The organism is Methylobacterium variabile, assembly GCF_001043975.1.
GTDB classification, from domain to species: domain Bacteria; phylum Pseudomonadota; class Alphaproteobacteria; order Rhizobiales; family Beijerinckiaceae; genus Methylobacterium; species Methylobacterium variabile.
Genome location: NZ_LABY01000197.1, coordinates 15,687 through 28,782, shown reverse-complemented (window position 1 = coordinate 28,782; position 13,096 = coordinate 15,687). Strand labels below are relative to the sequence as shown.

Annotated in this window: 10 protein-coding genes; 3 read left to right on the top strand and 7 right to left on the bottom strand. The window is 71.5% G+C overall.

The annotated features are described in order from the left end of the window. Positions 1–52 precede the first annotated feature (52 nt). The 3 genes from mazG to VQ02_RS26105 all read left to right on the top strand — a co-directional run bounded on the left by mazG (position 53) and on the right by VQ02_RS26105 (position 2,974). A complete protein-coding gene (mazG, locus tag VQ02_RS26115; protein WP_048447159.1) occupies positions 53–844 on the top strand; it encodes a nucleoside triphosphate pyrophosphohydrolase in 792 nt (263 codons plus the stop codon). Between the two features lie 121 nt (positions 845–965). Continuing rightward, positions 966–2,000, top strand: a complete 1,035-nt coding sequence (locus VQ02_RS26110; protein WP_083469466.1) for a catalase family peroxidase — start codon at positions 966–968, stop codon at positions 1,998–2,000. Between the two features lie 209 nt (positions 2,001–2,209). After that, the gene (locus VQ02_RS26105) at positions 2,210–2,974 is read left to right on the top strand and encodes an MFS transporter (RefSeq protein WP_048447166.1); all 765 of its coding nucleotides are present in this window, start codon (positions 2,210–2,212) and stop codon (positions 2,972–2,974) included. 56 nt (positions 2,975–3,030) lie between these two features. Here the strand turns inward: VQ02_RS26105 and VQ02_RS26100 are convergent, their stop codons facing one another. The 7 genes from VQ02_RS26100 to ntrC all read right to left on the bottom strand — a co-directional run bounded on the left by VQ02_RS26100 (position 3,031) and on the right by ntrC (position 13,096). Next, the gene (locus VQ02_RS26100) at positions 3,031–4,191 is read right to left on the bottom strand and encodes an AAA family ATPase (RefSeq protein WP_048447158.1); all 1,161 of its coding nucleotides are present in this window, start codon (positions 4,189–4,191) and stop codon (positions 3,031–3,033) included. Between the two features lie 53 nt (positions 4,192–4,244). Beyond that, complete coding sequence (gene hflX, locus VQ02_RS26095) at positions 4,245–5,642, bottom strand: GTPase HflX (protein ID WP_048447157.1); 1,398 nt, start codon at positions 5,640–5,642, stop codon at positions 4,245–4,247. A gap of 225 nt (positions 5,643–5,867) precedes the next feature. Then, the gene (hfq, locus tag VQ02_RS26090) at positions 5,868–6,122 is read right to left on the bottom strand and encodes an RNA chaperone Hfq (RefSeq protein WP_048429571.1); all 255 of its coding nucleotides are present in this window, start codon (positions 6,120–6,122) and stop codon (positions 5,868–5,870) included. A 284-nt stretch (positions 6,123–6,406) separates the two neighbouring features. Continuing rightward, the gene (gene ntrX, locus VQ02_RS26085) at positions 6,407–7,777 is read right to left on the bottom strand and encodes a nitrogen assimilation response regulator NtrX (RefSeq protein ID WP_048447156.1); all 1,371 of its coding nucleotides are present in this window, start codon (positions 7,775–7,777) and stop codon (positions 6,407–6,409) included. 125 nt (positions 7,778–7,902) lie between these two features. Further along, positions 7,903–10,224: a sensor histidine kinase NtrY-like gene (locus VQ02_RS26080; RefSeq protein ID WP_063838517.1), complete on the bottom strand. Its 2,322-nt coding sequence runs from the start codon at positions 10,222–10,224 to the stop codon at positions 7,903–7,905. Positions 10,225–10,338: 114 nt separating this feature from the next. Then, positions 10,339–10,776, bottom strand: a complete 438-nt coding sequence (locus VQ02_RS26075; RefSeq protein WP_048447155.1) for a Ros/MucR family transcriptional regulator — start codon at positions 10,774–10,776, stop codon at positions 10,339–10,341. Between the two features lie 862 nt (positions 10,777–11,638). Further along, entirely contained in the window at positions 11,639–13,096 is a 1,458-nt protein-coding gene (gene ntrC, locus VQ02_RS26070) for a nitrogen regulation protein NR(I) (protein ID WP_048447154.1), read from the bottom strand.

Below are 13,096 nucleotides of genomic sequence, written 5' to 3'. Positions count from 1 at the left end.
CGGCGGCGGCGAGGCGCCGCCAGGGGCGGCGCGGGCGGATGGCGGACGGAACATGAGCACCACCCCGATCGCGCGGCTTCTCGGGATCATGGCGCGGCTGCGCGACCCGCAGGGCGGCTGTTCCTGGGACCTGGCGCAGACCCCTGCCAGCATCGTCCCCTACACGATCGAGGAGGCCTACGAGGTCGCCGACGCGGTCGAGCGGGGCGATCCGGACGACCTGCGCGACGAGCTCGGCGACCTGCTGTTCCAGGTCGTGTTCCAGGCCCGGATCGCCGAGGAGGCGGGATCCTTCGGCTTCGACGACGTCGCCACCGCCATCGCCGACAAGATGGTCCGCCGCCATCCCCACATCTTCGGCGCGGGCCGCGACCTCGACCCCGCCGGGGTCAAGGCGCAGTGGGAGGCGATCAAGGCCGAGGAGAACGCCGCGAAGGGGCGCCCCCCGCAGGGCACCCTCGCCGGCGTGCCCCAGGCGCTCCCCGCCCTCACCCGGGCGGAGAAGATCTCGCGCAAGGCGGCGTCGGTCGGCTTCGACTGGCCGGACGCGAAGGAGGTCGTCGCCAAGGTGCGCGAGGAGACCGACGAGGTGGCGCAGGCCCTGGCCGAGGAAGGGCCGGAGGCGGTGGCCGAGGAGATCGGCGACCTCCTGTTCTCGGTCGCCAACCTCGCCCGCCACGCCGGGGTGGACCCGGAGGAGGCCCTGCGGCGGGCCAACCTGAAGTTCCAGCGCCGCTTCGCCGCGATGGAGGACGAGGTGACGCGGGACGGCCGCAGCCTGCCCGAGGCCGGCCTTGCCGCGATGGAGGCGGCCTGGGCCGCGGTGAAGCGGCGGGAGGGCTGAGGCGCCGCTCCCCCTCGCCCGGACCTTGACGAATTCTTGATGCGCCGATCGCTTGCGCGCAATTTAATCCTGGGGTCAATCTCGCGCCGGCCGAACCGGCCCCTGTGAGGGATGACCAACGATGACCCACGCCACGATCCGCCGCGCGCTGAGCGGGCGCGTGCTCCTCGGCGCCGCGCTGCTGCTCGCCGCGCCCGCCGCCCTGGTCCGGGACGCCTCGGCCCAGGGTGCCTCGGCACAGGATCCCTCGCAGACGGCCGAGCAGACCATCGCGGCCATGACCAAGCTGTTCGGCGAGCACCCCGGCAAGCGCGCGAACCACGCCAAGGGCGTGGTGGTGGAGGGCCGCTTCACCCCCTCGAAGGAGGCCGCGACCTTGAGCAAGGCGAGCGTCTTCTCCGGCGCCGCCGTGCCGGTGACGGTGCGCTTCTCCGACGCGACCGGCCTGCCGGCGATCCCCGACGGCGCGCCCGAGGCCAGCCCGCACGGCCTGTCGATCAAGTTCAAGGCGGCCGACGGCTCCGAGATGGACGTCGTCACCAACTCGTTGAAGTTCTTCCCCGTGGCGACGGGCGAGGAGTTTCGCGATCTCCTGGTGGCGATCACCAGGAGCGGCCCCGACGCCCAGAAGCCCACCCCGGTCGAGCAGTTCATGGCGGCCCACCCGCAGGCCCCGAAGGCGCTCGCCTCCGCCGCGACCCCGTCGAGCTTCGCCCGCCAGACCTACAACGGCGTCAACGCCTTCGTGCTCGTCGACGGCGCCGGCAAGCGCAAGGCGTTCCGCTACCGCTTCGTGCCGGTCGCCGGCGAGGAGATCCTGAGCGCCGCGGAGGCCAAGGCGAAGGGCCCGAACTTCCTGGTCGAGGAGTTGCCGGCGCGGCTCGCCAAGGAGGCGGTCTCGTTCCGGGTGCTGGCCCAGATCGCCGCTCCGGGCGACTCGACCAGGGACTCGACCATCCCGTGGCCGGAGGACCGGCGCCTCGCCGACCTCGGCACCCTGACCCTGACCAAGGCGGTGCCCGACAGCGAGACCGCCGAGAAGGCGCTGCTGTTCATGCCCAACAACCTGCCGGACGGCGTCGAGGTCTCCGACGACCCGCTGATCGACGCCCGGGTGCAGTCCTACGCGATCTCGTTCGGGCGCCGCTCGCAGTGACACCGCGGCGCCGTCGAACGGACGCGTTCGATGGCGCGGGCTTGAAGCCCGAACGGGCGCCGGCGCGAGAGCCCGGCCTGTGGCCCCGCGCCGAGCGCCCTGTCATCGACGTGTCGATGGCAGGGCGCGAAGATAGGAGACGGGGGCGCGGCTCGTGGCCTGAGCCGCGCTCCTCCCCGACGCCGCGTCCCGCGCCAGGCCCCCACCCCATGATCCCCTTCCTCAAGGCCAATGCCCGCTGGCTCGCGGCGGGGTTCCTGCTGCTGTTCTGCTCCTGCTTCGGCCAGACCTTCGTGGTCGCCCTGTCGGGCGGAGCGATCCGGCGGGAGTTCGGGCTGTCGGACGGGGCGTTCGGGACGCTCTATGCCGGCGTCACCCTGGCCTCGGCTGCGGTGCTGGCGGGGCTCGGCGGGGTCCTCGACCGCTGGCCGGCCTCTCGGGTGGTGAGCCTCGCCGCCGGCCTGCTCGCGGCGGGCGCCGCCGGCCTCAGCCTGGCGCCGAACCTCCTGATCCTGGGGATCAGCCTGTTCCTGCTCCGCCTCGCCGGCCAGGGACTGATGCTGCAGACCGCCTACACCCTCCTCGGGCGCTGGTTCTCGGCGGAGCGTGGCCGGGCGGTGTCGCTCGCCGCCACCGGGCTCAATGCCGGCCAGGCCTGCCTGCCCCTCGCCTTCGTGGCCGCCGCGGCGCTCCTCGGCTGGCGCGGCGCCTGGCTCGGGATCGCGGCGCTCGTCCTCCTCGGGGCGCTTCCCCTCGCCCGCCACCTCGTGCGGTGCGAGCGGATGCCGGAGGCGACGATCCATGCCGGTCCGGTCTGCGGCGCGACCCGCGCCCAGGCCCTTGCCGACCCGTTCCTCTACGGGCTGCTGCTGGCGATGCTGCCGCCCTCGTTCATCAGCAACACGATCTTCTTCCACCAGGTGCACCTGGCCGAGAGTCGGGGCTGGCCGCCGGAGGTGCTGGCCGCCGCCTGAGACCGTCTACCCCTCTGGCCAAGTCGCCGTTCTGGTCAAGTCAGCGCTTCGCCAAGTCAGCGCTTCGGCCAGGTCCAGGACGGCGGGTCGTGGTCGGGAGCGAGGGTCTCGCCGAGGCGCTTCTCGAGGGTGATGCGGGACGCTCCCGCCCGCTCCAGCGCCGCGACGAGCGCGGCGGCGTGCGACACCACCACGACCTGCGTGCCTTCGGCCGCCCGCGCGATCAGCCCGGCGAGCGGCGCCAGCAGGTCGGCGTGCAGGCTGGTCTCGGGCTCGTTGAGCACCATCAGGTCCGGCGGGCGCGGCGACAGGAGCGCTGCGGCCAGCAGGATGTAGCGCAAGGTCCCGTCCGACAGCTCCGCCCCGCGCAGGGGCCGCAGCAGCCCGTGCTGGCGCAGCTCCAGCGAGAACTGGCCGTCGCTCGTCGCGACCGCGAGGGACGAGCCCGGGAACGCCTCGCCGATCGTCGCGTCGAGGGCCTCCCGGTCGCCGATCTCGATGATGGTTTGGATCGCCGCCGCCACGTCGGCGCCGTCGCCGGCCAGCACCGGCGTGCGGGTGCCGATCTGCGGCCGGCGCGCCGGCGCGTCCCGGTCGGTGCGGAAATGGTCGTAGAAGCGCCAGGCCCGCATCCGCTCGCGCAGGACGAGCACGTCGAGGGCGTCGCGGGGATCGGCGCCATGGGTCATCAGGCTGTCGAAGGTGGACAGGTCGCGCAGGGCCTCGCGCCAGGCGCCGGCCTCGTCGCGCAGCCGCACCAGCGGCCCGCGGCGCTCGGCGAAGACGTTCGCCCGCCCGATGATCGGCCCGGTCCAGACGCTCTCCGCCTTGATCTCCGGATCATGGGCGAAGAACGTGCCCTCGTAGGACGGGGCCGGCAGGCCGAGCGCGATGGCGTAGCCGTAATCGTCGTCGGAGAAGCCGAGCTTCAGCTCTACGGGATTGCGCCGCACCGTGCCCTCGACCCGGTGCGTGCCGTCGAGGACCCGGCGCCCGAACGTCTCCGGCCCCGCCCACAGGGCCGAGGTGAAGCCGCCTTCGCGGGCGAGCGACGGGATCGCCCGCCCCTGCGCGACCTCGGCGAGGAGCCGTAAGGAGCGGTAGAGGCTCGACTTGCCGCTGCCATTGGCGCCTGTCACCACGGTCAGCCGGTCGAGGCCGAGGACGATGTCGCGCAGCGAGCGGTAGCCGGAGATGGCGAGGCGGTGGATCGGCATGCGAGCGTCGAGAGCGCGAACCTCGCCTCAGGGGTGGGAGTCGCGCCCTCGCGTCAAGTCCCCTTCAGCCGCCGCGCCGCGCCGAACCGGTTGAGGAAGCGAGGCTCCTTCTCGGGCGCGACCCGGACCACGAGGTGCAGGGCGCCCGACGCGTCCTCGCGGCGGTCGAGCACCTCGGCGTTCTCGTAGAGCCAGTGCAGCTCCGCGCCCTGCGCCGGCTCCAGGATCACCGCGAAGCTCGTGCGGCTGGCTGCGATCCGGGCCTCGATCCGGCTCATCAGGCGGTCGATGCCCTCGCCGGTCAGGGCCGAGAGCAGGACGGGCTTGGGTGCGTCCTTGCCCGTTGGACTCTTGGCCCCGTTCGGCCGGCTCAGGTTGAGCAGGCGCTCGCGCTCGGCCTCGTCGAGGAGGTCGGCCTTGTTCCAGACCTCGATGATGCGGTCGGCATCGGGCTCGATGCCGAGTTCGGCGAGCACCTCCGCCACGTCCGCGCCCTGCGCCTCCGCGTCCTCGTGGGCGATGTCGCGGACGTGGAGCAGGATGTCGGCCTCGATCACGTCCTCGAGCGTCGCCCGGAAGGCGGCGATCAGCATGGTCGGCAGGTCCGAGATGAAGCCGACGGTGTCGGACAGGATCGCGGTCTCGCCGTGCGGCAGCTTGATCGCCCGGGCGGTCGGGTCGAGGGTGGCGAACAGCATGTTCTCCGCCAGCACCTCGGCCCGGGTCAGGCGGTTGAACAGGGTCGACTTGCCCGCATTGGTGTAGCCGACGAGGGCGATGATCGGGTACGGCACCCGGCGCCGGGAGCGGCGGTGCAGGCCGCGGGTGCGGGTGACGGTCTCAAGCTCGCGCTCGATGCGGGTCATGCGCTCCTGGATCATCCGTCGGTCGGCCTCGATCTGGGTCTCGCCCGGGCCGCCGAGGAAGCCGAAGCCGCCGCGCTGGCGCTCGAGATGGGTCCAGGACCGCACCAGCCGGCTGCGCTGGTAGGCCAGATGCGCGTGCTCGACCTGCAGCGTGCCCTCGCGGGTCGAGGCGCGGCGCCCGAAGATCTCCAGGATCAGGCCGGTCCGGTCGATGACCTTGACGCCCCAGGCCTTCTCCAGGTTGCGCTGCTGCACCGGCGAGAGCGCGCAATCCATCACCACGAGGCGGATCCCGTCGGCCTCGATGCGCCCGGCGATCTCCTCCACCCGGCCCTTGCCGAGGAAGGTCGAGGGCCGGATCTGCTGGACCGTGACGAGGAGCTTGTCGGCCACGTCGAGCTCGATCGCGGCGGCCAAGCCCACCGCCTCGTCGAGGCGGGCGAGCGGTGGGCGGGGCTCGGCCCCGGCGGCATCGCGCTTCGTCTGGTAGGGGCCGATCACCAGCGTGCGGGTCTCGGCCGCGATCGCGGCCTCCGGCTCGGCCTGGCGCTGCAGGCGGATCTCGCCCGGTGTCCGCGGTTCCATCGTGTCTCCGGCTGCTCCCGTATCGTCGGGAGTCGATCGGACAGAGGTTGGATGGGACGGCGGGAGAATCAAGCGGCCGGCCGCGCCAGCGGCGCGGGAATCGCGCTTTCGGCCGTCAAAAGATGGAACGTCAAAAAACAGGCCGCTCCGTGCGGCCTGGATACTGGCGATGAGCCCGCATGCGGGCGGGCGCGCGGCTCCGCGGCCGGCTGTCCGGAGACGGGATCAGGCCTTCTCGGCCCCCTCCTCGCCCTGCTCGAACAGCTGCACCGGATGGCCCGGCATGATGGTCGAGATCGCGTGCTTGTAGACGAGCTGCGAGTGCCCGTCGCGCCGTAGCAGCACGCAGAAGTTGTCGAACCAGGTCACGACACCTTGCAGCTTCACGCCGTTGACCAGGAAGATCGTCAGCGGAATCTTGTTCTTGCGAACGTGATTGAGAAAGGTGTCCTGCAGATTCTGAGCGCGTTCGCCCGCCATTCTTCTTGTCCTTTGAACCCGCTGCCAGTCCCTGTTGACGGGTCGGTCCGTGTTGTTGTGTTGCGGGAGGCGCGACGCGCCGACCCGGGAACCGGTCGCCCCATTACACGGTGAAGCTCGTCCGGGCGCAAGAGCAGACTGGCCGCAAGGGAAATCCCCGGGCCGCGAAACCTCCCGCATCCGGCCGTGCCCGCGGTCCTGTCGCGCTCCGGCCACACGCCCCGTAGCAGACAATGCCCGCGCGCAGCACCCTCAAATGCTGCGCGCCGGTCATGTCCCGGCGCTCAGGCGCCGATGCCGAGGGACTTGAGCTTCCGGTGCAGGGCCGAGCGCTCCATGCCGATGAACTCGGCGGTGCGGGAGATGTTGCCGGAGAAGCGGGCGATCTGCGCCACCAGGTACTCGCGCTCGAAGATCTCCCGGGCCTCGCGCAGCGCCAGGCTCATCAGCTTCTCGCCGCCGGCGCCGCTCGGCGTCGTCGGCACTAAGGCCCCGACCTCGCTCGGCAGCATCTCGGTCGTCACCTCGGTCTCGGGGTCTCCCTGCGTCAGGATCATCAGCCGCTCGACGTTGTTGCGCAGCTGGCGGACGTTGCCGGGCCAGTCGTGCGACTGGAGCACCGCCATGGCGTCGGCGGCGATGCGCCGGCGCGGCAGGCCGGTGGCGGCCGAGATCTGCTCCATGAAGAAGTCGATCAGCTCCGGCACGTCCTCGCGCCGCTCGGCGAGCGAGGGCACCCGGATCGGCACCACGCTGAGGCGGTGGAAGAGGTCCTCGCGGAAGCGGCCGCCGGCGATCTCCTCGGCGAGGTCGCGGGAGGAGGACGAGATGATCCGCACGTCGACATGGACCCGGGTGGTGCCGCCGACGCGCTGGAAGTTCTGGTCGACGAGGACCCGCAGGATGCGGTTCTGGGTCTCGCGCGGCATGTCCGCGACCTCGTCGATGTAGAGGCTGCCGCCATGGGCCTCCTCGAGCGCCCCGACCCGGCGCGGGCGGCCGTCCTGGGCCTCGACCCCGAACAGCTCGGCCTCCATCGTCTCGGGCGTGATCGTGGCGGCGTTGATCACCACGAAGGGCCCGCTGGCCCGCGACGAGGCGGCGTGGATGGTGCGGGCCGAGAGCTCCTTGCCGGACCCGGGCGCGCCCGAGATCATCACCCGGGCGTTGGTGGGGGCGACCCGCTCGACGGTCTGGCGCAGCTGGTTGGCCGCCACCGAGGCGCCGACGATGCGGCTCGCCTGGCCGGAGCGCGCCTTGAGGTCGCGCACCTCGCGCTTGAGCCGCGAGGCCTCGAGCGCCCGCTCCGCCACCAGGATCAGCCGGTCGGCCTTGAACGGCTTCTCGATGAAGTCGTAGGCGCCCGCCTTGATCGCCGAGACCGCGGTCTCGATGTTGCCGTGGCCCGAGATCATCACCACCGGCAGGTCCGGGGCCTGGGCCTTGATGACGTCGAGCACCTGCAGCCCGTCGAGGCGCGAGCCCTGGAGCCAGATGTCGAGGAAGACGAGGTGCGGCCGGCGCGCCTCGATCGCCGCCAGCGCCTCGTCGGAGGAGCCGGCGGTGCGGGTGCGGTGGCCCTCGTCGTCGAGGATGCCGGCGACGAGCTCGCGGATGTCGGCCTCGTCATCGACGATCAGAATGTCGGCGCTCATGGCTCAGGACCTCCCCGCGATGCGGGTAGCAGGCCTGGCGGCCCCGCACCCCGTTCTGTGACGATGATGGCTGTGACGAATCCGGCTGTGCTGACGGTGCCGGTCCCGGCGGCGGACCGGGCGCGTCACGCGGCGGTCTCCGGTGCCGGCCGCGCGGGCTTGGCCGCGCCGGGCTTGGCCGCATCAGGCTTGGCCGGGCCGCCCGGCGGCTCCTCGCGCCGTACCTCCTTCAGGACCCGCATGCGCACCTGCCCGCCGCGCCCGCGCGGGTTGTCGTTCAGCTCGATGCCGCCGCCGTGCTCTTCCAAGACCTTGCTCACGATCGCCAATCCGAGGCCCGTGCCCCCCTCGCGGGTCGTCATATAGGGTTCGAGCAGCCGCTGACGCCCTTCCTGTGGGAATCCCTTGCCGGTATCGGTGATCTCGATCACGGCGGCCTCCCCCTCCTCGTAGAGGCGCACCGCGATCAGGCTCTCGCCCCGGACATCTTCCGGCACCGCCTGCACCGCCTCGACGGCGTTCTTGAGGATGTTGGTGATCGCCTGCGACAGGAGCCGCGTGTCGAAGGCGGCGCTCACCCGGCCTGCCCCCTCCTCCAGCGTGAAGGTCACGTCGGGGTGGGCCACCCGCATCATGAACAGGTTCTGCTTCACGATCTCGGTCAGGTCGTTGCGGGCGATCGCGGGCTTGGGCATCCGGGCGAAGGACGAGAACTCGTCCACCATGCGCTTGATGTCGTCGACCTGGCGCACGATCGTGGCGACGCACTGCTCGAACACCTCCTTGTCGGTGGTGATCACCTTTCCGTACTTGCGCCGGATGCGCTCGGCCGAGAGCTGGATCGGGGTCAGCGGGTTCTTGATCTCGTGGGCGATGCGCCGGGCGACGTCGGCCCAGGCCGAGGTGCGCTGGGCCGTCACCAGGTCGGTGATGTCGTCGAGGGTGACGACGTAGCCCCGGTCGCCGTCCTGCGACTGCTCGCTCGTGGTGCGCACGTCGATGGTGCGCTCGCGGCCGTTGCGGGCGATCTGGATCTGCTGCTGGGTCGAGCGGGACCGGGCGTCGCCCGGCAGGCCGCCGAGCTCCGGCATCACCGCCTCGAGGGGCTGGCCGACGAGGTCGGCGGCGCTGCGCCCGAGCATCCGCTCGGCGGACGGGTTGGCGATGGTGATGACCCCGCGCCCGTCGACGCCGATCACGCCGGCCGGCACCCCGGCGAGCACCGCCTCGGTGAAGCGGCGCCGGCTGTCGATCTGCTCGCTCTGCTCGATCAGCGTCGCGCGCTGCCGGCTGAGCTCCTGCGTCATCTTGTTGAAGCTCTCGCCGAGGTGCTGCAGGTCTCCTTCCGTCTTCCGGAACGGCACCTGGGCGTAGTAGTTGCCCGACGCCACCTGGTCGGCGGCGTTGATCAGCCGGCGGATCGGCGTCACGAAGCGGTTGGCGAAGTTCAGCCCGAACCACACCGCCGACAGGAGCGCGATCAGCGCGATCAGCGCGAACATCGTCGCGAAGGCGATCTGCACGCTGCGCCGCCCGGCATCGATGGTCAGGAACTCGGTCGCGGCGGCCCGCGACACGCCGGGGAACTCGACCGCGAGCCGCGTCACCTCGCGCTCGACCAGCAAGAAGGCGTCGTCGTAGGCCGGCAGCTTCATCAGCGTGCCGAACACCCGGCCCTCCCGGGGCAGCAGGCAGGTGGCGTCGGCGGATTTCGCCGCCTCCTCGAAGTCGCTGGCCGAGGGCAGCGGCGGGTCCTTGAGGATGTCGATGTTGGCCCGCGCCACGGTCTCGGTGGGCGAGCGCATGATCCGGGCGATCGGCAGGCCGAGGGAGGCCGCCCGGGCGGTGAGGAAGTTCTCGAACCAGGCCCGCTCGACGTCGAAGGCGGGGCGGGCGCGGGTGAGGTCGTCGGAGAGGATGCGGGCCTCGCGGGCGAGGCTCTGGCACTGGTTGGTCAGGTAGGCGTCGGCGACGTCGACCGACATCAGCACGACGTTGCGCATCCGGTCCGAGAACCAGGGCGACAGGCCCCGCTCCAGGGTGATCGACGCCACCACGGCGAGCAGCACCGTCGGCAGGGTGGCGATCAGGCTGAACAGGCCGACGATGCGGGTGTGCAGCCGGGCCGCCGCCGCGTTGGTGCGCCGGGCGCGCAGGAAGACCCGCGCCTCCCAGGCGATCACCACGACGAGGAGCAGCACCAGGGCAACGTTGCTGAGCAGCAGCGTCACCACCACGACGTGGGTCGGCGCGATCGCGGTGGCGCCGACCAGGATCAGGAACGTGGCGAGCGCCAGCGCGAGGGCGACGATGACCGCCAGGGCGCCGAACCAGCCCGGACCCCGCGGCGCGGCATCCGGGTTCGGCCCGGGCAGGATCGACCCGGAACGCGGGCTGGCCGCGCCGGAGAGGGGCGCCTGGTCCCGGGGGCGTCGTGTGAACAGCATCCGTGGTGCAAGGCCACTACAGTGTGGCGAAATTAATACGGATGCGGGGGCCGCGGCAATCGGATCCGCCGGAGGCGATCACGCTGCCCCGGCCCCGGGGGAGACCCGCGAGGGTCAGGCCGCCTGCGTCGAGCGCGGGCGACGGACCACCGGCTTCTGGCCGAGGCCGATGCTCTTGGCGAGCTCGGAGCGCTGGGCGGCGTAGTTGGCCGCGACCATCGGGTAGTCCGGCGGCAGGCCCCACTTCTGGCGGTACTGCTCCGGGGTGAGCCCCCGCCCGGCCAGGTGGCGCTTCAGTGTCCGGTACCGGCGCCCGTCCTCGAGGCTGATCAGGTAGTCGGGCGTGACGGTCTTCTTGATCGGCACCGGCGGGGTCAGCCGCTCGGGCTCCGCCGGGGCGGCCGAGCCGAGGCGGGCCACCGCCTCGTGGACGCTGCGGATCAGGCTCGACAGCTCGCCCACGGGCACGCTGTTGTTCGACACGTAGGCCGACACAATGTCGGACACCAGGCCAATCATCTGAGGCGTTTCGACGTGGTCAGCTGAACTCATTGCGGTCCTCGAGAAGTGCGGGCCCCCGTCCGAGGTGATGGATGTTACGCCAGTCTCCGTCAACTGCAAGCTGTCCCGATGGACACAAGAGGTGGATCTGCTTTAATGGCATCTCATTCCGTAGCGTCATCGCTGCCGCCCGACTCGTCGGGCCGCGGCCGCCGGGTGGCGATAAACGGACGGCTCCGGATCCGCCCGAGGATCCGGCCCGACGGTGAAAAGCGCTTCGAATCAGGACGTTGCGGTGGGTGATGGAGACCCGTCGCGGGCCCGCTGCGGGCTTCCGGGCGGCCCGGCAGGAAGGCGGGCGGCACGTCCGCCATCACTTAATAATCGGTAAAAAGTGCACTCCAATACGTTCCGGATGGTCCTGTCCGAGGGCAGACGCTCAGTCCAGGCACCCGCGCGCCGCCTGCCGCCACGGTGCGTGACCGGTCGAAACAGTGCCGCGGATCAGGATTCACAGTCCGGATGATCCCTTCGTGCATCATCGCCGGCATCAGCAAAACGAACCGATGCCAGCAGGGATTGTAAAGACTTGGAATGACTGTTCGCGAACGGACGCCGGTGTAGGAAATCCTTCCTTCTTCGCCGCGCGGCGAGGACGAGATCGCGAACGGGAGGAGGCTGAGGCGGGAGGGCGAGAGCAGGCGCGACCCGACATCGCACCGCGCCGGCCGCGCCGCGCGTTCTCGTCAGGCCAAAAGCGGGCCAAGCCGGTCCAGGGCCGGCCGTACCTTGCCGGATTATCCCGCCCGGCACCCCTCCTGCGAGGGGAGATGCGCATAAATGCGTTGAAATGCCGCATGGGGTCCGGGCCGGTTTTCCACGGCGCGGGCCGTGGAACCGGCCCGCGCCGGGTTCAGCGCGGGGTGCGGAAGACCTGCAGGTCGAGGTCGCGGACCTTCTTGCGCAGGGTGTTGCGGTTCACGCCGAGCAACTCGGCGGCGCGGATCTGGTTGCCCCGGGTCGCGGCCAGCGCCGCGCCGATCAGCGGGCCCTCGATCTCGCGCAGCACCCGGTGGTAGAGGCCGGGCGGCGGCAGGGTGTCCCGGTAGCCGGAGAAGTACTCCGACAGGTGCCGCTCCACCGCCGCCGACAGGCCCTCGGCCTCCGTCCCGCCCTTGCGCCCCGCTCCCCCTTGCGCGGGGGCGGCCAGCGGCAGGGTGTCGAGCTCGGCCTCGATCACCGGGCCGGTGATCGTCTCCTGCGGGTAGAGGGCCGCCAGGCGCCGCACCAGGTTCTCGAGCTCGCGCACGTTGCCGGGCCAGCGGTAGCGCTTGAGCTTCTCCATCGCGTCGCCGTCGAGCTGCTTGCGCGTCAGGCCCTCGCGCTCGACCAGCACGAAGAAGTGGCGCACCAGGTCCGGCACGTCCTCGGACCGCTCGCGCAGGGCCGGCAGGCGCAACGGCACGACGTTGAGGCGGAAGAACAGGTCCTCGCGGAAGATCCCCTGCTGGATCGAGACCCGGAGGTCCTTGTTCGTCGCCGCGATGATGCGGACGTTGGTCTTGATCGGCACCCGGCCGCCGACGGTGGTGTACTCGCCCTGCTGCAGGACGCGCAGCAGACGGGTCTGGGCCTCCATCGGCATGTCGCCGATCTCGTCGAGGAACAGCGTCCCGCCCTCGGCCTGCTCGAAGCGGCCGGCGGAGCGGGCGGTGGCGCCCGTGAAGGCCCCCTTCTCGTGGCCGAACAGCTCGGACTCGATGAGGTCGCGGGGGATCGCCGCCATGTTGACCGGCACGAACGGCCCCGCGCGGCGCCGGCCGTAATCGTGGAGCGCGCGCGCCACCAGCTCCTTGCCGGTGCCGGACTCGCCGGTGATCATCACCGTGAGATCGGTGGGCATCAGCCGCGCCAGCGAGCGGTAGATCTCCTGCATCGCCGGCGAGCGGCCGACGAGCGGGATGTCCTCGTTCTCGGGGCCGGCGCCGGGCGCCGCGTTGCCGCGCGGGCGCGACAGGGCGCGGCCGACGATGGCGGTCAGCTCCTTCAGGTCGAAGGGCTTCGGCAGGTACTCGTAGGCGCCCCGCTCCGAGGCGCGGATCGCCGTCATGAAGGTGTTCTGGGCGCTCATCACGATGATGGGCAGGTCCGGCCGCACCCGCTTGATCCGCGGCAGGAGGTCGAAGGCGTTCTCGTCCGGCATCACCACGTCGGTGATGACGAGGTCGCCCTCGCCTTGCGCTACCCAGCGCCACAGGGTGGCGGCGTTGCCGGTCGAGCGGACCTCGTAGCCGGCGCGCGACAACGCCTGGTTGAGCACGGTGCGGATGGCGGCGTCGTCGTCCGCCACGATGATGTGTCCGTTCGGCAT